25 protein-coding genes, 2 tRNA genes and 1 riboswitch are annotated in these 22,843 nt (G+C 58.3%); of the genes, 17 read left to right on the top strand and 10 right to left on the bottom strand.

The genetic code is table 11. The annotated features are described in order from the left end of the window. Positions 1-8 precede the first annotated feature (8 nt). Both petB and petA read right to left on the bottom strand, forming a co-directional pair. Complete coding sequence (petB, locus tag ACR3EP_RS13940) at positions 9-1,340, bottom strand: cytochrome b (protein ID WP_170349661.1); 1,332 nt, start codon at positions 1,338-1,340, stop codon at positions 9-11. An 11-nt stretch (positions 1,341-1,351) separates the two neighbouring features. After that, positions 1,352-1,936 (bottom strand): ubiquinol-cytochrome c reductase iron-sulfur subunit, encoded by a 585-nt coding sequence (gene petA / locus ACR3EP_RS13945; RefSeq protein ID WP_170349660.1) that lies wholly within the window; start codon positions 1,934-1,936, stop codon positions 1,352-1,354. A gap of 485 nt (positions 1,937-2,421) precedes the next feature. Between petA and ACR3EP_RS13950 the strand changes: the two genes are divergently transcribed. Next, positions 2,422-2,880, top strand: a complete 459-nt coding sequence (locus tag ACR3EP_RS13950; protein ID WP_170349659.1) for a c-type cytochrome — start codon at positions 2,422-2,424, stop codon at positions 2,878-2,880. 41 nt (positions 2,881-2,921) lie between these two features. On the opposite strand, the gene ACR3EP_RS13955 is transcribed toward ACR3EP_RS13950, so the two are convergent. Then, positions 2,922-3,530: a glutathione S-transferase gene (locus tag ACR3EP_RS13955; RefSeq protein ID WP_480638381.1), complete on the bottom strand. Its 609-nt coding sequence runs from the start codon at positions 3,528-3,530 to the stop codon at positions 2,922-2,924. 109 nt (positions 3,531-3,639) lie between these two features. Further along, positions 3,640-3,787: riboswitch (FMN riboswitch) on the top strand. A 74-nt stretch (positions 3,788-3,861) separates the two neighbouring features. Between ACR3EP_RS13955 and ACR3EP_RS13960 the strand changes: the two genes are divergently transcribed. The 5 genes from ACR3EP_RS13960 (at position 3,862) to cobO (ending at position 7,783) form a co-directional block, all read left to right on the top strand. After that, positions 3,862-4,302, top strand: coding sequence for a 6,7-dimethyl-8-ribityllumazine synthase (locus ACR3EP_RS13960; protein WP_480638383.1), 441 nt, complete (start codon positions 3,862-3,864; stop codon positions 4,300-4,302). A gap of 95 nt (positions 4,303-4,397) precedes the next feature. Then, complete coding sequence (gene aroC, locus ACR3EP_RS13965) at positions 4,398-5,498, top strand: chorismate synthase (protein ID WP_170376368.1); 1,101 nt, start codon at positions 4,398-4,400, stop codon at positions 5,496-5,498. Further along, positions 5,482-6,144 carry an HD domain-containing protein gene (locus ACR3EP_RS13970; RefSeq protein ID WP_170376370.1) on the top strand — a complete coding sequence of 221 codons (663 nt, stop codon included), beginning with the start codon at positions 5,482-5,484 and terminating at the stop codon, positions 6,142-6,144. The genes aroC and ACR3EP_RS13970 overlap by 17 nt, the downstream gene beginning before the upstream one ends. Before the next feature lie 45 nt (positions 6,145-6,189). Then, positions 6,190-7,125, top strand: coding sequence for a DMT family transporter (locus ACR3EP_RS13975; RefSeq protein WP_170376372.1), 936 nt, complete (start codon positions 6,190-6,192; stop codon positions 7,123-7,125). A gap of 58 nt (positions 7,126-7,183) precedes the next feature. Continuing rightward, positions 7,184-7,783: a cob(I)yrinic acid a,c-diamide adenosyltransferase gene (gene cobO, locus ACR3EP_RS13980; RefSeq protein ID WP_480638385.1), complete on the top strand. Its 600-nt coding sequence runs from the start codon at positions 7,184-7,186 to the stop codon at positions 7,781-7,783. A 33-nt stretch (positions 7,784-7,816) separates the two neighbouring features. On the opposite strand, the gene ACR3EP_RS13985 is transcribed toward cobO, so the two are convergent. The 4 genes from ACR3EP_RS13985 to ACR3EP_RS14000 all read right to left on the bottom strand — a co-directional run bounded on the left by ACR3EP_RS13985 (position 7,817) and on the right by ACR3EP_RS14000 (position 10,696). Continuing rightward, entirely contained in the window at positions 7,817-8,014 is a 198-nt protein-coding gene (locus ACR3EP_RS13985) for a hypothetical protein (protein WP_480638387.1), read from the bottom strand. Positions 8,015-8,276: 262 nt separating this feature from the next. Then, positions 8,277-8,642, bottom strand: a complete 366-nt coding sequence (locus tag ACR3EP_RS13990) for an SPW repeat domain-containing protein (RefSeq protein WP_480638389.1) — start codon at positions 8,640-8,642, stop codon at positions 8,277-8,279. A 109-nt stretch (positions 8,643-8,751) separates the two neighbouring features. Next, positions 8,752-9,702, bottom strand: coding sequence for an AraC family transcriptional regulator (locus ACR3EP_RS13995; protein ID WP_170349650.1), 951 nt, complete (start codon positions 9,700-9,702; stop codon positions 8,752-8,754). A gap of 127 nt (positions 9,703-9,829) precedes the next feature. Next, positions 9,830-10,696 (bottom strand): branched-chain amino acid aminotransferase, encoded by an 867-nt coding sequence (locus tag ACR3EP_RS14000; protein ID WP_170349649.1) that lies wholly within the window; start codon positions 10,694-10,696, stop codon positions 9,830-9,832. A gap of 160 nt (positions 10,697-10,856) precedes the next feature. Between ACR3EP_RS14000 and ACR3EP_RS14005 the strand changes: the two genes are divergently transcribed. From ACR3EP_RS14005 to dxs, 6 genes are all read left to right on the top strand, one after another. Next, complete coding sequence (locus ACR3EP_RS14005) at positions 10,857-11,369, top strand: MarR family winged helix-turn-helix transcriptional regulator (protein WP_170349648.1); 513 nt, start codon at positions 10,857-10,859, stop codon at positions 11,367-11,369. Then, positions 11,366-12,067, top strand: coding sequence for a response regulator (locus ACR3EP_RS14010; protein ID WP_170349647.1), 702 nt, complete (start codon positions 11,366-11,368; stop codon positions 12,065-12,067). The genes ACR3EP_RS14005 and ACR3EP_RS14010 overlap by 4 nt, the downstream gene beginning before the upstream one ends. 69 nt (positions 12,068-12,136) lie before the next feature. After that, the gene (locus ACR3EP_RS14015) at positions 12,137-13,063 is read left to right on the top strand and encodes a histone deacetylase family protein (protein ID WP_480638391.1); all 927 of its coding nucleotides are present in this window, start codon (positions 12,137-12,139) and stop codon (positions 13,061-13,063) included. Further along, a complete protein-coding gene (locus ACR3EP_RS14020; RefSeq protein ID WP_058282745.1) occupies positions 13,060-13,302 on the top strand; it encodes an exodeoxyribonuclease VII small subunit in 243 nt (80 codons plus the stop codon). Before ACR3EP_RS14015 ends, ACR3EP_RS14020 begins: the two co-directional genes overlap by 4 nt. Then, positions 13,303-14,169 (top strand): polyprenyl synthetase family protein, encoded by an 867-nt coding sequence (locus ACR3EP_RS14025; RefSeq protein WP_480638393.1) that lies wholly within the window; start codon positions 13,303-13,305, stop codon positions 14,167-14,169. 14 nt (positions 14,170-14,183) lie between these two features. Beyond that, entirely contained in the window at positions 14,184-16,112 is a 1,929-nt protein-coding gene (dxs, locus tag ACR3EP_RS14030) for a 1-deoxy-D-xylulose-5-phosphate synthase (protein ID WP_170376385.1), read from the top strand. 32 nt (positions 16,113-16,144) lie between these two features. On the opposite strand, the gene ACR3EP_RS14035 is transcribed toward dxs, so the two are convergent. Beyond that, a tRNA-Thr gene (locus ACR3EP_RS14035) sits at positions 16,145-16,220 on the bottom strand. Between the two features lie 206 nt (positions 16,221-16,426). Between ACR3EP_RS14035 and ACR3EP_RS14040 the strand changes: the two genes are divergently transcribed. Genes ACR3EP_RS14040 through arsJ form a run of 3 tightly spaced genes read left to right on the top strand, consistent with a single transcriptional unit; the run spans position 16,427 to position 19,517 of the window. Next, the gene (locus ACR3EP_RS14040; protein WP_480638395.1) at positions 16,427-17,260 is read left to right on the top strand and encodes an arsenate reductase/protein-tyrosine-phosphatase family protein; all 834 of its coding nucleotides are present in this window, start codon (positions 16,427-16,429) and stop codon (positions 17,258-17,260) included. After that, positions 17,257-18,255, top strand: a complete 999-nt coding sequence (locus tag ACR3EP_RS14045) for an ArsJ-associated glyceraldehyde-3-phosphate dehydrogenase (RefSeq protein WP_480638397.1) — start codon at positions 17,257-17,259, stop codon at positions 18,253-18,255. The genes ACR3EP_RS14040 and ACR3EP_RS14045 overlap by 4 nt, the downstream gene beginning before the upstream one ends. Continuing rightward, positions 18,252-19,517: an organoarsenical effux MFS transporter ArsJ gene (gene arsJ / locus ACR3EP_RS14050; protein WP_480638398.1), complete on the top strand. Its 1,266-nt coding sequence runs from the start codon at positions 18,252-18,254 to the stop codon at positions 19,515-19,517. Before ACR3EP_RS14045 ends, arsJ begins: the two co-directional genes overlap by 4 nt. A 56-nt stretch (positions 19,518-19,573) precedes the next feature. Here the strand turns inward: arsJ and ACR3EP_RS14055 are convergent. Next, positions 19,574-19,650, bottom strand: a tRNA-Arg gene (locus ACR3EP_RS14055). A 115-nt stretch (positions 19,651-19,765) separates the two neighbouring features. Between ACR3EP_RS14055 and ACR3EP_RS14060 the strand changes: the two genes are divergently transcribed. Both ACR3EP_RS14060 and ACR3EP_RS14065 read left to right on the top strand, forming a co-directional pair. Next, positions 19,766-20,791: a LacI family DNA-binding transcriptional regulator gene (locus ACR3EP_RS14060; protein ID WP_170349630.1), complete on the top strand. Its 1,026-nt coding sequence runs from the start codon at positions 19,766-19,768 to the stop codon at positions 20,789-20,791. Positions 20,792-20,795: 4 nt separating this feature from the next. Further along, positions 20,796-22,004, top strand: coding sequence for a winged helix-turn-helix domain-containing protein (locus ACR3EP_RS14065; protein WP_170376393.1), 1,209 nt, complete (start codon positions 20,796-20,798; stop codon positions 22,002-22,004). A 3-nt stretch (positions 22,005-22,007) separates the two neighbouring features. Here ACR3EP_RS14065 and ACR3EP_RS14070 read toward each other — a convergent pair whose 3' ends face one another. Continuing rightward, positions 22,008-22,706, bottom strand: coding sequence for a fumarylacetoacetate hydrolase family protein (locus ACR3EP_RS14070; protein WP_480638400.1), 699 nt, complete (start codon positions 22,704-22,706; stop codon positions 22,008-22,010). Positions 22,707-22,843 lie beyond the last annotated feature (137 nt).

The following is a 22,843-nucleotide window of genomic DNA, read 5'->3' on the forward strand; positions in this document are numbered from 1 at the left end:
CCCTCTTCTTACTCGGCCGGCGTGGCGTCGGCGTCAGCCTTGCCATAATGCGCGTTGAAGTCTTCTTCGATGGTCTCGGGCTGGGCCAGAGGTTTCTCGATCACGCCAAGGATCGGCAGGATCACGAAGAAATAAGCGAACCAGTAGGCGGACGCGATCAGCGAGAAGGTCGCATAGGGCTCTTCCGCGGGCATCGCACCCAGCCACATCAGGGCAAAGAAATCGATGATCAGCAGGTAGAACCACCATTTGAACAGCGGGCGGTATTTGCCCGAACGCACAGTCGACGTGTCCAGCCAGGGCGCCAGCGCCATAGCCAGGATCGCACCGAACATCGCGATCACACCAAAGAATTTGGCGTCAACAATGCCGCCGGTGATGAAGCTGGCGAACTGCACGACCCAGACCTCACCAGTGAAGGCACGCAGGATCGCGTAGAACGGCAGGAAGTACCATTCGGGCACGATGTGCGCAGGCGTCACCAGCGGATTGGCTTCGATGTAGTTGTCCGGGTGGCCCAGATAGTTCGGCATGAAACCGACGACCGCCCAGAACACAACCAGGATCACAGCCAGTGCGAACAGATCCTTGATCACAAAGTACGGCCAGAACGGCAGCGTGTCTTTCTCGGCTTCGGCTTTCGAACCGCGGCGCACTTCAACACCTGTTGGGTTGTTGTTGCCAGTGGTGTGGAAGGCCCAGATATGCACGATCACCAGCGCCGCAATGACAAACGGCAGCAGGTAGTGCAGCGAGAAGAAGCGGTTCAGCGTGGCGTTGTCCACCGCGGGTCCGCCCAGCAGCCAGGTCTGGATCGCATCACCCACGAACGGGATCGCGCCAAACAGGCCGGTGATCACGGTTGCACCCCAGAAGGACATCTGACCCCAAGGCAGAACGTAGCCCATGAAGGCGGTGCCCATCATCATCAGGTAAATCAGCATCCCGATGATCCACGTGATCTCACGCGGGGCTTTGTACGAGCCGTAGAACAGGCCACGGAAGATGTGGATGTATACCGCAACAAAGAACAGCGATGCGCCATTCATGTGTAGGTAGCGCAGCATATAGCCGCCATTCACGTTGCGCATGATGTGTTCGATGCTGGCAAAAGCCAGATCGACATGCGGGGTGTAGTGCATCACCAGAACGATACCAGTGACAATTTGCAGCGCCAGGCAGAACGCCAGGACGATGCCCCAGATCCACCACCAGTTCAGGTTCTTAGGCGTTGGGATCATAAGGGTGTCATACAGCAGGCCGACGATCGGCAGACGGCTGTTCAGCCACTTCTCGCCATTTGTCTTCGGCTCGTAATGATCGTGGGGAATTCCGGACATCTGGGTCTCCCTTAGCCGAGCTTGATGGTTGTCGCATCTACCCATTCAACGGGCGGAACGGGCAGGTTTTCAGGCGCGGGGCCTTTGCGGATACGACCGGCAAGGTCATAGTGCGAACCGTGGCAGGGGCAGAACCAGCCACCGAAATCACCCGCATCGCCCAGAGGGACACAGCCCAGGTGGGTGCAAACGCCCATCTGAACAATCCATGCGCCGGGCGCTTCGCCTTCGGGCGACGGCATCACGCGGTTGGCATCCGTTGCGGGCGCATCGGCAGGCAGGTTGAAGTTGCGCGCCAGCGGATCAGGCAGTGCATCTACGCCTTCGGCGTCCTGTTCCTGAGCCTCTTGGATCTCAGCACCGGTTCGGTGACGGATAAATACAGGCTTGCCCAGCCATTTGACGGTCAGCTGCGTGCCCGGCTCGACACCGCTGACGTCCTGGCGAATCGAGGACAGCGCCTGAACGTCTGCCGATGGGTTCATTTGGTTGATCAGGGGCCATACGGCTGCACCCGTCGCAACGACACCTGCGCCGCCTGCGACGTAGTAGAGGAAATCTCTGCGGGTGCCTTCGTGGTCTTCTGCGTGGGACACGAGGTTTTCTCCGATTCCGGCGCCCGCGATTGCGGGCAAACATGCATCAGCACCGCATCAAAGCGGCGTCTCATCGCGGCTATCTAGCCGGGAGAAATCGGTTCGTCCAGCGGTCATAGGCGCGCAGGACGCCTCAACAGGGCATTCATGTCACAACGACGGGGTATTTTTTCAAGATGGGGACAGATTTAAGCGGGGGAACCCACCGCCTGTCCAAACCTGCTGCCCATGTGATTCGGGTGAGGCATACTGAGAGCGAAACCGGCATGCAGAACTTGGTTTTGCCCCGCAAGAAAGCGGGCATCGGGCAATATTCAGACCAGATTCTGCCACCCAATTTTCCACTTTTCTGGAATGTGTGGCCAATAAAAAACTGAGTTAAAAATGTATATTTTATAACAGGTTATATACGCCTGAATTCGATTGCACTTTTAACGGGAATCCACGAAAGGCAAGGAAATTCCAACCTCTGCAGGACGTTTTCAATGTCAAACCCCGTGTCACAACTTTTTGCACCAACGCTGACTCTTTTTCTGGCCATCGCGTCTCAGGCCGTGGCCGTTGGCGATCCGGCTAAGGGTGAAAAACTATATAACCGCTGCTCTTCTTGCCACGCGATCATCAAAGATGGAGAAATTTTGGTCAAAGGCGGCATCACCGGGCCGAATCTGTATGGTGTGGTAGGTCGTGTTGCCGGATCCGAGACTGATTATCTTTACGGAAGCGAACGCCTGCCCATCGGAATGTTCACTGATGACATGATCCGTGCGGGCAACGAAGGGCTTGTGTGGACCGAGGAAAATATCATCGCTTACTCGCAAGACCCGATTGGGTTTATTCAGGATTACCTCAATGACGAAACCGCACGCCCGAACATGAGCGTGAAGCTGAAGAAAGGGGCCGAAGACATTGCCGCCTATCTGGCCACCTTCAGCAGCCAGTAATGCAAAAGGCTCCGCCCCATCCTCGGCGCGGGGCCTGTTTCCTAGGCTGGTGGGCGGGTGGCAACCATGCTTGGCCGTTCGCTGAAATCCGCGTACCACGCGGCCAACGCATCATTGCCCTTACGCCAGCCACGCGCATCATGCCGCAGGTCCAGATAACCCAGTGCGCAGGCCACAGCGATCTGGCCCATATCCAGTGGACCCGCCAAATGGGCCATCCACCGTTGGTTCAGCGCAGCGCAGGCGCGTTCGATCTTGCCCCATTGCGCTTCCTTCCAAAGGTCCCACTGCTTATCCTCGGGGCGGAAACGCTCTTCATAGGCGACCGCCAAAGCTGAATCCATAATACCGTCTGCCAGCGCTTCCAGTGTCAGCACGTCCCAGCGCCCGGAACCCTCGGGGTACATCCCGGCCTTGGCACGTGCGTCCAGAAAGGCGCAGATCACCCGACTGTCGAACAATGTCGGGCCATCGGACCGCTCCAACGCGGGGATTCTGGTCAACGGCACTTTGCCCAGCAGGGAATCGGAGGGATCCAACGGCGTATTGGCAATGGTCATCACCTCGACATCGTCAAGTTGGTTGGTTTCATGCAGCAAAACCATAACCTTACGCACATAGGGGGACATCGGGCTGTGATAGAGTTTCATTCACATTCTCCTTGGCTTCAGAAACCCTACAGCAGCTGGTTTGAAACAAAACCCGTCAATTGCCAGCACCTTCACCCTTGCGGAACCGTGCGAGCCTTGGCAATGTCGATCCCGTTCTCAGGGCGGGGCGAAATTCCCCACCGGCGGTATGCGGGCCAAGACCCGTAAGCCCGCGAGCGGCCCCGTTGACCGGGGTGTCAGCAGATCTGGTGAGAGGCCAGAGCCGACGGTTACAGTCCGGATGAAAGAGAACGTGCAAGTAACGCCGGTGATACGGCGTGTTTGCTCGTGATCGCCTTGGGTGACGTGTCTGTTACGAAAGGAGATCATGATGACACACACCCGCTATGCTTTTATCAAAGCCAACTGGCATTCCGATATCGTTGACCGCGCGCTGGATGGGTTTCTGGACCTCATTCCCGCCGAGCAGGTCGACGTTTATGACGTCCCCGGCGCGTTCGAGATGCCGCTGCTGGCCCGCGACCTGGCCCAAACCGGGCGCTATGCCGCGGTCGCCTGCGCCGCATTCGTCGTGGATGGCGGTATCTATCGACACGATTTCGTTGCCCAAGCCGTGGTTGGCGGGCTAATGCGCGCAGGGATGGACACAGGTATTCCGGTCCTATCGGTTTCGCTGACCCCGCACCAGTATCAGGAAACCGACCACCACAATGCCATCTACCGCGACCACTTTGTGCAAAAGGGCCGCGAAGCGGCACAGGCGGCGCTGAAAATCACCCAGACCCGCGCCGGGTTGGCTGCGGCTGCGTGATGTGAACAAGGTTGGGGTCAAACGGCCCCAACCGCAAATCCGCTTGAGGCCGCGGGCCTTGCCCGCTAATCACGACGCGCAAAGGAGCATGCCCCATGTCGATGAACAGCTTTGGACACCTCTTCCGCGTCACCACCTGGGGCGAAAGCCACGGGCCCGCTTTGGGTGCCACCGTCGATGGCTGCCCGCCGGGCGTTGCGATTGACGAGGCGATGATTCAGCACTGGCTGGACAAGCGCAAACCAGGGCAGAACAAATTCACTACCCAGCGACGTGAGCCTGATCAGGTTAAAATCCTGTCCGGCGTGTTTGAAGGCCAGACCACCGGCACGCCCGTGCAACTGATGATCGAGAACACCGATCAACGCTCAAAAGACTACGGCGATATCATGGACAAGTTCCGGCCGGGTCACGCCGATATCACCTATTGGCAGAAATACGGTATCAGGGATTACCGCGGTGGCGGGCGCAGTTCGGCCCGGGAAACCGCATCGCGTGTGGCCGCCGGGGGGCTGGCGCGCGAAGCAATCAAACAGATCGCTCCCAATGTGCAGATCACCGGCTATATGGTGCAAATGGGGCCGCGCAAGATTGACCGCACCAATTTTGACTGGTCGCAAATAGAACAGAACCCGTTTTGGACACCTGACTCGGCAGCAGCCGAAGACTGGGCGACCTATCTGGATGACCTGCGCAAATCCGGCAATTCGGTCGGCGCAGTGGTTGAAGTGGTAGCCCGAGGCGTCCCTGCCGGCATCGGCGCCCCCGTATATGCCAAGTTAGACACTGATCTGGCCGCTGCGATGATGTCGATCAACGCCGTCAAAGGTGTTGAGATCGGTGAAGGTATGGCCGCCGCCGAACTGACCGGCGAAGCCAACGCAGACGAGATTTTCATGGGGCAGGACGGTCCGCAATACAGCTCCAACCATGCGGGCGGTATTCTGGGCGGTATCTCGACTGGGCAGGATCTTGTGGTGCGATTTGCGGTGAAGCCGACCTCGTCGATCCTGACCACCCGCAAAACCATCACTAAATCCGGTAAGGAAACCGAGATCATTACAAAAGGGCGCCACGATCCTTGCGTCGGCATCCGTGCTGTGCCCGTGGGCGAGGCAATGATGGCCTGCGTCATCCTCGACCACTTGCTGCTGCACCGTGGCCAGATCGGAGAGAACCGTGGACGGATCGGCTGATCTGCGCGCGCGCCTGCGCGCCATCGTCGCGCAGCGGATGGAGACCGACCCGGCGCATGATCTGGCCCATCTGGACCGAGTTTGGGTGAACGCGCAGGCCATTGCGGACGATCAGACCGACATACCCGTGTTGTTGGCCGCCAGCTATCTGCATGATCTGGTGAACCTGTCCAAAGACGACCCGGATCGCCATCTGGCATCCCGCCAGTCCGCGCGGGAATCAGAGCCTATACTGAGCAAACTTGGCTATAGTCCAAACCAAATTCGTGCCATTCAGCATGCGATTGAGGCACACAGCTTCTCTGCCAATATCACGCCAGTCTCACCCGAGGCCTGCATCTTACGCGATGCGGATCGGCTGGACGCGCTGGGCGCGATTGGCATTGCGCGGAACTTTTCGGTTTCAGGCGCTTTGGGACGGGCGCTGTACGATCCGGCAGATCCGTTTGCCGCGAATCGGTCCTTGGACGATCTGACCTATTCGCTGGATCACTGGAAGGTAAAGCTGCTGGGCCTTCCCAGTGACATGCTGACCGAGGGCGGAAAAACCCTTGCACGACAACGCATCGAGCTGATGATCCGCTTTCTGGAGGACTTCGCGGACGAGATCGGCCAGTCTCTGCCTGCGGACTGGACGAATTCCTGATTCCACGCGTTGATCTTTGTTGAACAAAGGCGCAGGTTCGCGCCGATGGCAAAACCGTTAACATCGCATCGACCGCTGCTGGCCGTCGCTCTGAAAACGAGCGCGGTCTTTTTGTTCACCGTAATGGCCGGGTTGATCAAGTCGCAGTCTGATCACTTTCCACCCGGCGAGATGGTGTTCTTCCGATCACTGTTCGCCATTCCCGTGATCGTCATCTGGCTGATCTCACGCGGAGAATTGGCGCAAGGCTTTGTTGTTCGCAAACCCATGGGTCACTTCTGGCGCGGCGTACTTGGGACCACAGCGATGGGGCTGACCTTTACTGGCCTTGGCCTGATCCCCCTGCCCGAGGCCACGGCAATTGGTTACGCGACCCCGATTTTCACCCTGATTCTGGCCGCGATCATGTTGGGCGAGCGCATCCGCAAGATTCGGATCGCCGCCGTGGCCATTGGCCTTTTGGGTGTTCTGATCATGATCTGGCCCCGACTGGGCGGCAACAACATGGAGGCCGCCGCCACCATCGGCGCGCTGTGCATTCTAGGGGCGACCGTTGCACGCGCCTTTGTGCAGATTCACATCCGGCAGTTGGTGCAGGTCGACCACCCGGCGGCCATTGTGTTTTATTTCTCGATGACCGCGACCTTGCTGTCCGGTCTGACCGTTTTCTGGGGCTGGGTCCTGCCCACGTGGGAGCAAGCCGCCGTGTTGATTCTGGCCGGGCTGATCGGCGGTGTGGCGCAGATTCTGGTGACCTCGTCCTATCGCTTTGGTCAGGCGTCGATGCTGGCGCCCTACGACTATACTTCGATGTTGTTTGCCATTGTCATCGGCTATTTCTGGTTCAGCGAACTCCCGACACTGGTGATGTTGATCGGTGCGGCACTAGTGATCGCCGGCAATATCGTGGTGATCTGGCGCGAACATCAGCTGGGCCTGGAACGTGGACGCGCTCGCGCCGTCACAGATCCCAAAGCCTGACCTTTACCTTTGCCAAACTTCCCCTAGGGTGTGGCGCGACACAGAATGAGGGTTCCCCATGAGCGACGCGCAGGATCACAAGGAAAAGATGCAAAAGGTGCAGGCTCAGCACCGCAAGAAAGTCTCAGAGGCGGTCGATCCGGGCCGTGGGTTGGTGCTAATCAATACCGGCAAGGGCAAGGGCAAATCCTCGGCCGCTTTTGGCGTGGTAATCCGCGCCCTGGGTTGGGGGCAGAAGGTCGCCGTGGTCCAGTTCATCAAGGGCAAGTGGAAAACCGGCGAGCGGCGTTTCTTCGAAGAACGTGATCTGGTCACCTGGCACACGATGGGCGAGGGCTTTACCTGGGACACCCAAGACCGCGAGCGTGACATCGCCGCCGCTAATGCCGCCTTTGACAAGGCCCGCGCGCTGATGGCCAGCGGGGATTATGATCTGGTGGTTCTGGATGAGATCAACATCGCCCTGCGCTATGAATACCTGTCGGTTGATCAGGTGATTGGCGGTCTGAACGAACGATCGGAAAAGACCAGCGTGTTCCTGACCGGGCGCGACGCCCCGCAAGCGCTGCGCGACTATGCCGATCTGGTTACCGAAATGACCGAAGAAAAGCACCCGTTCCAAGCCGGTATCAAAGCCCAGCGCGGCGTGGATTTCTGAAAACAGAGTCTAAACAGCCCCAAACCGGGGCTGTTACACCGCCCGGTTTTCATTGAGAAACCGGACTGACCCGCGTTGGCTGGCGGCGCTGTCAGGCAAACGGTCGGATGATCTGGCATCTGTGGCAGGTTTTTTCTTGTCGACATAGGCGCAAAAATCGTCGTCACAACAGCAGCCGCACGCGGTTGCGGCCTCGTACCGTGCCATGATTTCGTCCAGCGGATCGCCCATACCAAGCTCTTTCCATGCCAGTCTGTTTCGTTTCCGAGGCGGCGGCGGGCTCTCACCAAGTCACGCGCTAAGCCCGCAAACCGCCTCGAAATTCGGTGCCGGATAGTATCATACCCAGCGTTACCCTTTATCTGATTATTTTAGTCGGGAATTGCAAGGGCAAAAGCGCCGCGTGATCAGGTGTGGTGCGTTTGATGAGCGGATGAGTCGCCTGTCCTTAAAACAAGCGACTCACAGACATAAAAGTGGGCGTATTTCACATTCAGGCGGTTGCGCCCTGTTCCGACGCGCTAAGCGAGATCACAGCAACCACCGCCGCACCATTCAGCCAGTAGTAAATTGCGTCCAGCCCCGTAAAACCAAACAGGCTAGGTGCGGCCAGGAACGTGACGCCGACAAGCAAATCAACCGCCAGGTGGAATTTATAGGGCAGAACCCGCCAGACGCCGAGATGGTGGTCGGTCAGCACGGTCAGAACAAGCGCCGCGACACCGGCGACTACCGACAGCCACAACGCCATTGGGTTGGATTGCCCCAACCCTAAAACAAAAGGCAACACCATCAGCGCCAGAGCAACCGGATAATCAAGATAAGCATGCACAGTGCGGGTAACAAAACGGACAGACATTGTTTTTTCCTCTCCTAATTTGGCATGGCACCAAGTTAAGATTGGATAGTCGGACGTTTAATTCTGGATCGTTCGAGAAACATTGCAGATCGTTCGAAGATCCAGCGGATCAGTGCATGGACCGGTAAGCTGCCGGAGACAGGCCAATCTGTTTCTTGAACACGCGGGAAAAGGCCGCTTCTGACGCATAGCCAACCTCTGCCGCCGCATCCGCCACGTTCCAGCGATTCTCAGTCAGGCCGTGACAGGCGATCTGCATACGCCAATCCGTCAGATATTGCATGGGGGTCGCGTTCATCTTCTCGGCAAACAACTGCGCGAAGGCGGTACGTGACATCCCGGCCTCACGCGCCAGTGACTCGACACTCCATTCCTGTGCGGGGGCCTGATGAAAGGCGGTCAGCGCCCGCGAGATGCGCGGATCAGCGAACCCGGCCAAGGCGGTATCGCTGGGGCTTTGGTATTCCAGATGGGCGCGTATGGCTTGCGCAAATAGCACTTCGGACAGTTTCAGGGCGATCAGGTCGCCCCCGATACGGGCACCGTTGATCTCGGACCCGATCATGCGCAGGGTCGCTTCGATCCAGGCACCGGCCTCTTCGCCGTAGTTTTCGATCAGAATGTACGACGGCAAGCGGTCGATCAGCATATGACCTGCGCCCCTTCGTCCCGGCGGACCAGTGAATGAGAAATGGCCGCACACCAGCTGAGTATCGCGGCTTTTATCCTCGCCCCCGTAAATCAGGACGCCATCGCCCTGATAACCGGCCTCCTCCAGAACCTGCTCTAATGGCAACGCGTCCAGTGGCTTGATTTCATTGCACAGCAGCGCGTGCGCGGCCCCGTGCGGGATCAGGATCAAATCGCCTTGCTTGAGCCGCAGCGTTTCCCCTGTGTTAGAGACATAAACCTTCAATTCGCCGCGCTGAACAAAGTGGAAGCGGGCGACATTTTGATAGGCAGGGACCTGGATACCGAAAGGCGGCGTGAATGACGTGCGGAAATAGAATGTCCCCCGCAGGGACAGGCGGGTGAGGATATCGCTGAGCAGGTCCAACATGGGCGTAACCTATCGCTGCCTGCGCTGCCGTCCAGCCCGTTGAACGATCTGCACAAGAACTTGAACGGCAGGCAAAGAAATACCCCCACGAAACGCGGGGGTTCCTAACTGTGCGTTTCTGGTCAGATCAGGCGCGAACCAGCGCCTCATAATCTGCAGCGATCTCGCGGGTCAGATCTCCGACTTCGAAAGTGTAGTCGCCGATTTGCCCCACCGGAGTGACCTCGGCCGCCGTCCCGGTCAGCCAGCATTGCTCGAAATCAGCCATTTCTTCGGGCTTGATACGACGTTCGATCACGTTGATGCCCTTGTCTTTCAGCATCTGGATCACGGTCTGACGGGTGATGCCGTTCAGGAAGCAATCGGCCAACGGAGTATGTACCTCGCCATCCTTGACGAAAAACACGTTGGCACCGGTAGCCTCGGCCACATAGCCGTTGTAATCCATGAACAGCGCGTCCGAGCAGCCCTTGGCCTCGGCCTTGTGCTTGGAAATGGTGCAGATCATGTAGAGACCCGCCGCCTTAGCATGAACCGGGATGGTTTCCGGACTTGGGCGTTTCCATTCGGCGATGTCCAGCTTGGCGCCTTGCATCTTAGCGTCGCCATAATAGGCGCCCCAAGGCCAAACCGCGACGGCCATACGTACGGGGTTTCGAGCCGAGGCCACGCCCATATCTTCGCCCGAACCGCGCCAGACCAGCACCCGCACATAGGCGTCCTGCAGACCGCTGGCTTTCAGGGTTTCTTCCTTGGCGGCTTCGATCTGATCGATCGTATAAGGCATCGGCATGTCCAGCGCGTCGGCAGATGCGATCAGACGCTCGGAATGCTCGCGGCTTTTGAAGATCTTGCCGTTATATGCGCGCTCACCTTCGAACACCGAGGACGCATAGTGCATTGCATGAGACAGGATGTGTACATTGGCATCACGCCAAGGCACCAGTTCACCGTCTATCCAGATCACGCCGTCACGATCATCATACCCCGCCATGCGAAACCTCCTGAACTGGGTTGAATTTTTCGCTTGTTGCGCCATTTAAGTCCGATGCGGACATAAAGTTGCGCAGAAACTGCGGTTCGATACCTGTCCACTCTTGGAATGTCAATAACGCTGACATAAAGTCGGTCCTGAGTAACGAATGAGGCAAATGATGTCGGATACGCGCCCCGCCCAAGTGTTTGGCGGTGAAAGCCTTTTGTTTTTGACCGACGAACAATTGCGACAAGGGATCGAAGCGATGTTTTTCGCTTATCGGGGCTTTACCGCCGATCCTGATCGCATTCTGGCGCAACTCGCCTATGGTCGAGCCCATCACCGCGCCGTTCATTTCATCAACCGCGCGCCAGGAACGACCGTGAACAACTTGCTGGCAATCCTTGGCGTGACGAAACAGTCGCTGAACCGGGTGCTGCGGACCTTGATCGATGACGGACTGGTCGAAAGCCGCGTGGGCACAGTGGACAAGCGCGAACGCCATCTGTTTCTGACCGAGAAAGGCAAGGCGCTTGAGGCCAAACTCTCTGAGGCTCAGCGGGTGCGAATGCGCGCCGCCTACAAGGATGCGGGCCCCGAGGCGGTATCAGGATTTCGTAAAGTACTTGAAGCAATGATGGATGCTGATATGCGTCATGCTTACACGAAACTGCGGGATACGACCTCATGAGCGATTTGGATGCCCATCTGCTGATCGTCGACGACGATGAGCGTATTCGTGATCTGCTCAAGAAATTCCTGATGCGCAGCGGGTTTCTGGTGACCGCCGCCCGTGATGCCGCCCATGCGCGGCGGGTACTGTCGGGGCTGGACTTCGACATGATCGTTCTGGACGTGATGATGCCGGGCGAAGACGGCGTAAGCCTGACCAGAACTCTGCGCGAAACCCATTCAACCCCGATCCTGCTGTTGACCGCGCGTGGTGAGACCGAACACCGGATCGCCGGGCTTGAGGCTGGCGCGGACGATTACTTGGCCAAGCCGTTCGAGCCAAAAGAGCTGTTGCTGCGCATCAACGCGATCCTGCGGCGGATGCCTGAAACGCCTGCCCAGGATACGGCGACCAAGATTTTGACCCTCGGCCCGATCCGCTATGACGTGGAACGTGGTGAGATGTGGCAGGGCGAAGAACCGGTGCGTCTGACTGCGACGGAAAGCCAGTTGATGAAGATCTTCTCGACCCAACCCGGTGAGCCGATCAGCCGCGCCAAGCTGGTCGAGGATCTGGGCCGCGACAAGGGACAGGCGCAGGAACGCGCGGTGGATGTGCAAATCACCCGGCTGCGGCGCAAGATTGAACAAGACCCAAAGCAGCCACGTTATCTGCAGACGGTCCGGGGCGCCGGGTATATGCTGGCGCCGGATTGATCAGGCCGCTGCGCGGCGACTATTGGCCTTCGGCGAAGGTATTTTTAGCCAGATGAACAGGGGATCGATATGAAAACCGCCCTTTTGACTCATGCGGATTGTCTGGAGCATGTCACCCCGGATGGGCACCCTGAGCGGGTGGCCCGGCTGGAGCATATCCTGCATGCGTTGGAGTCATTGGACCTGAACCGGGTGACAGCGCCACTGGCGGCGGATGACGATCTGCTGCGCATACATCCGGAAAGCTACATCCGGGATGTGCGCAAAATGCGCCCCGCGGAGGGCTTTGCCCAGATCGACGGGGACACGTTCATGTCTCCGGGCTCGGTCGATGCGGCCTATCGCGCGGCGGGGGCTGTGGTGCGGGCGGTGGATATGGTGCTGGGCGGTGAGGCGCAAAATGCCTTTTGTGCGATCCGGCCTCCGGGGCATCACGCCGAGACTGACACCGCGATGGGGTTTTGCCTGTTCGGCAATGCCGCGCTGGCGGCGAAACATGCGCTGGATCACCACGGGCTGAACCGTGTCGCAGTGGTTGATTTTGACGTGCATCACGGCAATGGCACGCAGGATTTGCTATGGGATGAGAAACGCGCACTTGTGATCACCAGCCAGCAGATGCCGTTGTGGCCCGGATCGGGGCGTCCGGATGAAACCGGCGCGTATGAGACCATTCTCAACATCCCCCTGTCCCCCGGTTCCGGCGGGGCCGAGATGCGTGCGGCCTATGAAACACAGGCTTTCCCGCGCCTGCGTGCGTTCAAGCCGGACCTGATCATCATCTCGGCTGGATTTGACGCGCATCAGGACGATCCATTGGCCAATCTGAACTGGTCCACAGGTGACTTTGCCTGGGTCACCGCAGAGCTTTGCAAGATTGCCCAGGATCTTTGCGGGGGACGTATCGTCTCGACTCTGGAAGGCGGGTATGATCTGAACGCACTGGCCCAGGCCACACGCGCCCATGTGGAAGAATTGATGAAGGCAGCCCGATGACCGATACTCCAGTAGACCAGATGACATTCGAACAGGCGATGAAAGAGCTTGAGGCCGTTGTTGGCCAGCTCGAGCGCGGCGATGTGGCGCTGGACCAGTCCATCGCGTTGTATGAGCGCGGCGCGGCGTTGAAAAAGCGTTGCGAGGAGGAGTTGAAGCGGGCCGAAGAAAAGGTGGCCGCTATTACTCTGGACGCCAACGGTCAGCCGACCGGGACGACGCCTGTCGAAGGTCAGTAAATGTTTCGTGAAATACTAGCGCAGGATGCGGCGCGGATTCAGGATCAGTTCGATCTGGTTCTGGGCGCGCTGGACGATCTGAATGTGACCCGTGCGATGGCCTATGCCATCAAAGGTGGCAAACGGTTGCGTGGGTTTCTGGTGCTGGAAAGCGCGCGCCTGCACGGCGTGGATGCAAGTCGCGCCGTTTGGCCCGCCACCGGGATCGAAGCACTGCACGCGTACTCACTAGTCCATGACGATCTGCCCTGTATGGATGACGACGATCTGCGCCGTGGGCGGCCCACGGTTCATGTGAAATGGGACGAAGGCACCGCCGTTCTGGCCGGGGACGCGTTGCAGACGCTGGCCTTCGAACTCTGCACCCGCCCCGAGGTCGGCACGGCCGAGGTTCGGGCAGAATTGGCTCTGACCCTTGCCAAGGCCAGCGGAGCGCAAGGTATGGTGCTGGGTCAGGCGCTGGATATCGCGGCGGAAACGGCTGCAGCACCGCTGACCCTGGACGAAATCACGCGCCTTCAAGCGGGTAAGACCGGCGCCCTTATTGAATGGTCCGCATGTTCAGGCGCACGTTTGGCGCAGGCCGACCCCGGGCCATTGCGCCAATATGCCCGGGCACTGGGGCTTGCTTTTCAGATCGCGGACGACATTCTGGATGTCGAGGGTGATGCCGAAAAGGCTGGAAAACGCCTGCAAAAGGATGCCCAGGCTGGCAAGGCCACATTTGTTTCACTGTTGGGTCTGGAAGCAGCCAAAGCCCGTGCGGTGGAACTGGTGGATCAAGGCTGCGCCGCACTGGACGGCTATGGCGCATCGGCAGAAACCTTGAAGGACGCCGCCCGCTTCGTTATTGCCCGGGACAGCTAAGCCAGGAACGCCAAATGTCTGACCGCCCGAAAACGCCTTTGCTGGACCTTGTGAGCCGCCCTGCGGATCTCAAGCAGTTCTCGGATGCGCAACTGCATCAGGTGGCGCAGGAATTGCGAACCGAGACGATTTCGGCCGTGTCCGTCACAGGTGGGCACTTGGGCGCGGGCCTAGGTGTAGTCGAGCTGACCACCGCGTTACATGCGGTGTTCGACACGCCCCGCGACAAGATCATTTGGGATGTGGGGCATCAGTGTTATCCGCATAAGATCTTGACCGAACGACGCGACCGTATCCGAACCCTGCGCATGAAGGACGGGTTGAGCGGGTTCACCAAGCGCAGCGAAAGCCCGTATGATCCGTTTGGGGCGGCGCATAGCTCAACCTCGATCAGCGCCGCACTTGGGTTTTCCGTGGCTCGCGATCTGGGAGGCGTCACGCCCGAAGGGCTGGGTGACGCAATTGCCGTGATCGGCGATGGGTCGATGTCGGCGGGTATGGCCTTTGAGGCGATGAACAACGCCGGTCATCTGGGTAAACGCCTGATCGTCATCCTTAATGACAATGAGATGAGCATCGCCCCACCCGTCGGTGCACTGTCCAGCTATCTGTCGCGAATTTATACCGAAGCCCCGTTCCACGAATTGAAAGCGGCTGCCAAGGGTGCGGTTTCGCTTCTGCCTGAACCGTTCCGAGAAGGTGCGAAACGGGCCAAGGAAATGCTGAAAGGCATGGCGGTGGGCGGCACGCTGTTCGAAGAGCTTGGCTTTTCCTATATCGGGCCACTCGACGGTCACGACATGGATCAGTTGTTGCCGGTTTTGCGCACGGTCAAAGCACGGGCAACCGGTCCGATCCTGATCCATGTGCTGACAAAAAAGGGCAAGGGCTACGCGCCCGCCGAGCAGGCCCGCGACAAGGGCCACGCCACCGCGAAATTTGACGTGGTCACGGGCGAGCAGAAAAAGGCCCCGTCCAACGCGCCGTCATATACGTCGGTCTTTGGCAAAGCGCTGGTTGATGAGGCGGGGCGCGATGACAAGATCGTGGCTGTCACGGCCGCAATGCCGGATGGCACCGGGTTGAACCTGTTTGCCGAACGCTACCCTTCGCGCTGTTTCGACGTCGCAATTGCGGAACAGCACGGCGTGACCTTCGCGGCGGCTCTGGCCGCTGGCGGTATGAAACCGTTCTGCGCGATGTATTCGACCTTTTTGCAGCGCGGCTATGATCAGGTAGTGCATGACGTGGCCATTCAGCGCCTGCCGGTGCGTTTTGCCATCGACCGTGCAGGGCTGGTGGGTGCTGATGGCGCAACCCATGCGGGATCCTTCGATATTGCCTATCTTGCCAACCTGCCCGGCATGACCGTCATGGCCGCTGCGGATGAGGCCGAACTGATGCACATGGTGGCCACGGCGGCGGCCCATGACGATGGCCCCATTGCGTTCCGCTATCCGCGCGGCGAGGGTGTGGGCGTCGACCTGCCTGAACGAGGCGAGGTGCTTGAGATCGGCAAAGGCCGCATGATCCAAAAAGGTGCGCGCGTGGCGCTTTTGTCCTTTGGCACGCGCTTGGCCGAAGTGCAGAAGGCCGCCGAGGCCCTTTCAGCCCGCGGGATCACACCCACCATCGCCGACGCCCGTTTCGCCAAACCGCTGGACCGTGATCTGATCCTTGACCTGGCCGCTAACCACGAGGCTCTGATCACCATCGAAGAAGGTGCCGTTGGCGGATTTGGCAGCCACGTGGCACAGCTATTGGCAGATGAGGGTGTGTTCGATCACGGGCTGAAATACCGCTCGATGGTGCTGCCGGACATCTTCATAGATCAGGCCAGCCCAGCGGACATGTATGCCGTTGCGGGCATGAATGCCGAACAGATCGAAGCCAAGGTTCTGTCGGTTCTGGGCGTCACAACAATAGGCGAAAAACGCGCCTAAGCGGCTACCGGAACACGATTCGGGAATGCATGTGGTGCCTCAAGAGGGACTCGAACCCCCGACCTTGTCCTTACGAAGGACCTGCTCTACCAGCTGAGCTATTGAGGCAAGCGAGGGTTCGTTTAAACGGTCGGGGTGGTACGCGCAAGCCTACTTCTTTTTGGTTTCCTCGTGCTTTTTCCACGCGTTTGGGCAAGCTGCGCTGTTGGCCGCTCGACCCCAACGCGAACATTCAGTGACAACGAATGTGAATTTATTGTAACGGCGCAGGTTAAGGATTGTTGCTTGCGTATTATTTCGATATTTCATGAAATATGATAAATCAAATAACAAACCAACTCGCTGTCCTTGGCCACCCGCAACGTATTTCGGTGTTTCGTATATTGATGCGACGCTTTCCTGACGCCGTTCCGGCGGGTGAATTGGCGACAGAGCTGAGTATCAAACCCAGCACTCTGTCGAACTATCTGAACGCATTGCAACGATCCGGGCTGGTGACGCAGAAACGGTCGGGGACTTCCCTGCTTTATTCGGTTGAAATGAAGAACGTGCAGAACATGCTGGGCTTCCTGCTGAACGACTGCTGCCGTGGCCGCCCTGATATCTGCATGCCATCCGAGCAAGGAAACGGCGCAATGACGGGCCGCAAATTCAACGTGTTGTTTATCTGCGTAGGCAACTCGGCACGTTCCATTTTTGCCGAGACCCTGCTGCGAGACATCGCCGGGAACCGGTTCAACGTCTACTCAGCTGGCACAAAATCGTTTTCCGAGCTGAATCCGATGGCCATGCAAGTGCTTGAGGACAAGGGTCATGACACCTCGGGTCTACGGTCCAAAAGCATATCTGAATTCTCGGGCCCCGACGCGCCCGAGTTGGATTTCGTTTTTACTGTCTGCAACAAGGCCGCAAACGAAGAATGCCCCGCCTGGGAAGGTCAGCCGATCAGCGGCCACTGGGGTATGATCGATCCGGTCCAGACCGAAGGCACAGACGCCGAAAAAAGCCTGGCCTTCCAGAATACCTATGGCGCGCTCAAGCGCCGGATCGAAGCCTTCACCTCTTTGCCGGTCGAAAGTCTTGACCGGATCGCATTGCAATCTGCTGTCGATGACATCGGCAGAACGCCTGTCGAGGAAAAATTATGACGACCTACGCACTGAACGGTTTGGGCCGGATGGGAAAGCTGGCCTTGAAACCATTGCTGGAAAAAGGCGCCAAGATCGCCTGGATCAATGATGCAGTGGGCGACCCCGAAATGCACGCGCATCTGCTGGAGTTTGACACCGTGCATGGCCGCTGGGATGCCAGTTTCGAGCATGACGCAGAGAGTGTCACGATCAATGGCACCCGCCTGCCTTTTATTGGCACCAAGGACCTGAATGCCCTTCCACTGGACGGTGTCGATGTGGTGATCGATTGTACAGGCGTATTCAAGACCGAGGCCAAGTTGGCCCCTTATTTCAAGGCTGGCGTCAAAAAGGTTGTCGTCTCGGCCCCGGTCAAGGATGGGCCCACCGCAAACATCGTCGTGGGCGTCAACGATGCCACCTATGACCCGAACAAGCACCTAATCATCACTGCGGCCTCATGCACCACCAACTGCCTGGCGCCTGTGGTCAAGGTGATCCATGATAACCTGGGCATTCGACACGGATCGATGACCACAATCCACGACGTGACCAACACGCAAACCATTGTGGATCGACCGGCTAAGGACCTGCGTCGTGCACGCTCGGCGTTGAATTCGCTGATCCCGACCACCACAGGATCGGCCACCGCAATCACGCTGATCTACCCCGAACTCACGGGGCGGCTAAACGGCCATGCAGTTCGTGTGCCGTTGCTGAACGCCTCGCTGACCGATTGCGTATTCGAAGTCGAGCGGGAAACAACTGCTGAAGAGGTCAACGCCCTGTTCAAAGCCGCTGCCGAAGGGGACTTGAAAGGTATTCTGGGTTATGAAACGCGGCCATTGGTGTCGACCGACTACACCAATGATACACGCTCTTCGATCGTGGATGCGCCTTCGACCATGGTGGTGAACGGAACGCAGGTAAAGATCTATGCCTGGTACGACAACGAAATGGGTTATGCGCACCGCCTGGTGGACGTTGCCCTGATGGTTGGGGCAGGGCTGTGACACAACGGCCCGAGGGTCTGTCGGCCTATATCGCGGTCACAACCGCCTATTGGGCGTTTATGCTGACCGACGGTGCGTTGCGCATGTTGGTGCTGTTGCATTTTCATTCGCTGGGTTTTTCCCCGGTGCAGCTGGCCTATCTGTTTGTTTTGTATGAGGTCGCAGGGATCGTAACCAATCTGACGGCGGGCTGGATTGCGGCACGCTTCGGGTTGACCTCGACGCTTTATGCCGGTCTGGGACTTCAGGTTCTGGCCTTACTGGCGATGACGCAACTGAACCCGAATTGGACCATCGCAGCATCGGTGACCTTTGTGATGATGGTGCAAGGGGCCAGCGGCGTGGCCAAGGACCTGGCCAAGATGTCCTCGAAATCTTCTGTGAAACTGCTGGCACCCACCGAGGGGGGCGGGCTGTTTCGTTGGGTGGCGGTGCTGACCGGATCCAAGAATGCGGTGAAAGGGCTGGGCTTTCTGCTGGGTGCGGTGATGTTGGCCACCTCGGGATTCATGATGGCGATCCTGATTATGGCCGCAGTTCTGGCGCTGATATTGATTGGAGTAATACTGTTCATGCCCGCAGGTCTGCCCATGGGCCGCAAGGGGGCAAAATTCTCCGAGGTGTTCTCGAAGTCCGCCAATGTGAACTGGCTTTCGGCGGCGCGTGTCTTTCTTTTTGGCGCCCGAGACGTGTGGTTCGTGGTCGGCATCCCGATCTATTTCTACGCCGTGCTGTCCGACGGCACCCAAGAAGGAAACCGCGCAGCCTTTTTCATGATCGGCTCTTTCATGGCGGTTTGGGTTATCCTCTACGGTGCTGTTCAAGCCAGCGCGCCCAAGATTCTGCGCGCCAGTGAACGCAGCGAAGCAGACCTGATCCGCTCCGCCCGCAGCTGGGCCGCAGCTTTGTTTTGCGTACCCGCCGCATTGACGATTGTGGTGCTGTTCTCTTCAGACCCCGAAACATGGTTAACCGTCACGCTGGTTCTGGGCCTGCTGCTGTTCGGCGCGGTGTTCGCAGTCAACTCATCGCTGCATTCCTACTTGATCCTGGCCTTCACAAAATCGGAACGGGTGACGATGGATGTCGGATTTTACTACATGGCCAACGCGACGGGCCGCCTTGTGGGCACCGTCCTGTCCGGGCTGACCTATCAAATCGGAGGTCTTTCCATGGTCCTGGGCACCGCAGCCGCGATGGTTGCACTGGCGGCGCTGGCATCGGGCAAGCTGGCCGATCAAACCGCTGACGCCTATTCTTGAATGTCGTCGTACACTACCTGACCGCCCGGCCGCCTATAGCTGTGTTTCAGCAAACTTGGCGACCCCGGCAGGATTCGAACCTGCAACCTGCCCCTTAGGAGGGGGCTGCTCTATCCAGTTGAGCCACGGGGCCGCGCAAGGCTCTCTGTAACCCGGTTTTTTCAGGTTGTCATGACCTTTGCACAACAGTTGTAAATCAAGTCCCGTTCACGCTACCATCGGGCAAAACAACAGTGCAGGTGCCCTCCGTGACCACAGAAACAAAACGTCCGCTTACCCTTCGTGATGTCTCGGAAGCGTCAGGAGTGTCCGAAATGACAGTCAGCCGCGTTCTGAGGAACCGAGGTGACGTGTCCGACGCCACCCGCACCCGCGTTTTGGCTGCCGCGAAAGAGTTGGGATACGTTCCTAACAAGATTGCAGGCGCGCTGGCTTCCAGCCGCGTAAATCTGGTTGCGGTGATTATCCCGTCGCTGTCCAATATGGTCTTTCCCGAGGTTCTGACCGGTATCAATCAGGTGTTGGAAGACACTGAATTGCAGCCCGTGGTCGGCGTCACCGATTACCTGCCCGAGAAAGAAGAAAAGGTCCTTTACGAGATGCTCTCGTGGCGGCCGTCGGGTGTGATCATCGCGGGACTGGAACATACCGAAGCCGCCCGCGCAATGCTCGATTCAGCCGGAATTCCAGTGGTCGAGATCATGGATACAGATGGCAAACCAGTGGACGCAATGGTCGGCATCTCGCACCGTCGTGCCGGGCGTGAAATGGCTGCTGCGATCCTGAAAGCGGGTTATCAACATATCGGTTTCATGGGCACCAAGATGCCGTTGGACCACCGCGCGCGGAAACGCTTTGAAGGTTTTACCGAAGTGCTGGGCAAAAACGGGATCGAGATCGAAGATCGCGAGTTCTACTCCGGCGGTTCGGCCCTGGCCAAGGGGCGCGAGATGACGCAGACCATGCTGGATCGTTCGCCCGACCTGGATTTCCTGTATTATTCCAATGATATGATTGGTGCTGGTGGATTGCTGTACCTGCTGGAACAGGGCATCGACATACCGGGACAGATCGGTCTGGCCGGGTTCAACAATGTGGAACTGCTGCAGGGGTTACCACGCAAGCTTGCCACGATGGATGCCTGCCGTCTTGAGATCGGGCGCAAGGCGGCCGAGATTATCGCCACGCAATTGGCCGATCCGAATACCGAGGTCGACACGCGTCTGACACTGACCCCCAAGATCAGCTACGGCGACACCCTGAAGCGGCGCTAAACTCATGGCGCCGCGGCGGCTGGACAACAAAACGGCCCGCGCGTTGTTTATGGATCACCATGCGCTGGCCGAACCGCCTTCGGGCGGGGCCAAAGGTGCGGATTTATTGGATTTGATCCACCGACTGGGCTTTGTTCAGCTGGACAGTATCAATACCGTGGCGCGCGCCCATGACATGATCCTGTATTCGCGCAGGCCATCCTATCGCGCCAAAAACCTCAAACAGCTTTACGAACGTGACAAGGCGCTGTTTGAACACTGGACTCATGACGCTGCTGTCATCCCGATAGAGTTTTACCCCCATTGGCATCTGCGATTTCAACGTGATGAGGTATTGTTGAAATCCCGGTGGAAAAATTGGCGCCGGGATGGGTTTGAGCAGCAGTTTGCCTCTGTCCTGCAACATATCCGCGATCATGGCCCGGTCTCGTCCTCGGATGTGGGCAAGGACGAGAAAAAGGGCTCGGGCGGTTGGTGGGATTGGCACCCATCGAAAACAGCGCTTGAGTTCCTGTGGCGGTCGGGCGCGCTGACCGTGGTTGGCCGCAACGGGTTTCAAAAACAATACGATCTGACCGAACGGGTCATCGAGACGCATCTGTGTCCTGGCAACATGCCCTGCAACGCCGAGGAAACCGTGGATTGGTTGTGCAATGCAGCGTTGGACCGGCTGGGATTTGCCACACCCGGAGAGCTGGCGGCATTCTGGGATACGGTCAGTGTTAGCGAAGCCAAAAACTGGTGCAATAAGGGTCTAACACAGGGCATTCTGGAGGAGATTGAAGTCACCTGTGCCGATGGAAGAAGCCGCAAACTGCTCGCGCGCCCGGATTTGGCCGAGAAAAACCCGCCTTCGCCGTCCAGCCGCATTCGCGTGCTTAGCCCCTTTGACCCGATGCTGCGCGACCGCAACCGCGCGGAACGTCTGTTCGGGTTCCATTATCGGATTGAGGTCTTCGTTCCCGCCGCCAAACGGACCTATGGCTATTACGTGTTTCCACTGCTGGAAGGGGACCGATTGATTGGTCGGATCGATATGAAAGCCCAGCGCGACTGTGGCATTCTACAGATCAACGCGTTATGGCCAGAGCGATCCGTGCGCTGGTCCGACGCGCGGACACGCAGGCTGGAGGCCGAGATGGACCGCGTCCGCCGGTTTGCTGGATTGGACGGTATTGAATTCGCAACCGATTGGCTGAAAGACCCTAAATAGGGTCTATTCCGAATCTGTCAGCGTCAATTGGATCGGCTGCAACCCGTCAATCCCCCCTTCGATCACATCCCCAGCCTGCACTGGGCCAACACCGGCGGGTGTGCCCGTCAGGATCAGGTCACCTGGACGCAGATGGTAATATCCGGACAAATGGTTGATGATTTCGTCGATCTTCCAGATCAGTTCGCTCAGCGTGGCATCCTGACGAATGTCGCCGTTCACGCTTAGATGAATGCGTGTGTTGTCTTGCGGTGACCAGTCCGCAGCCGAGGTCAGGGGCGCAAACACTGCCCCGGCCTCAAGGTCCTTACCCAGATCCCAGGGTCGCTGTTTGTTGCGCTCTCGGATTTGCAGATCCCTACGGGTCATGTCCAGGGCACAGCCATAGGCATAGACGGCGTCCCAGGCCTGCGCACTGGTGGCGCGGAAAACGGGCTTGCCGATAGCCACGGCCAGCTCCATCTCGTAATGAAAATTCTCGGTCCCCGGCGGGTATGGCACAGACGCACCGGTCAGAACTGCGTTTGGCGCTGATTTGGTGAAATAAAAGGGGGCTTCGCGGTCGACCTCGTGCCCCATTTCGGCGGCATGAGCGGCATAGTTACGGCCCACACAGAAAATTCGCCCCACCGGATAGGCCGCATCCTGCCCCTGCATCGGAATCACAACCGGATCGGGAAGAGAAAACAAATTGTCTGGCATGGGAGCCCCCTAATCTATCAGCAGCGCGCATCTTAATGCGGTGAACCGCGGGAACAAGTCGCCGCTTCTCGCGACATCGGCTGAATTCACTGCAATTTTACCTGCCAATCGGCAAGCCCTGGCCGACAGCTGTTCAC

The organism is Ruegeria sp. BB10 (assembly GCF_056535725.1).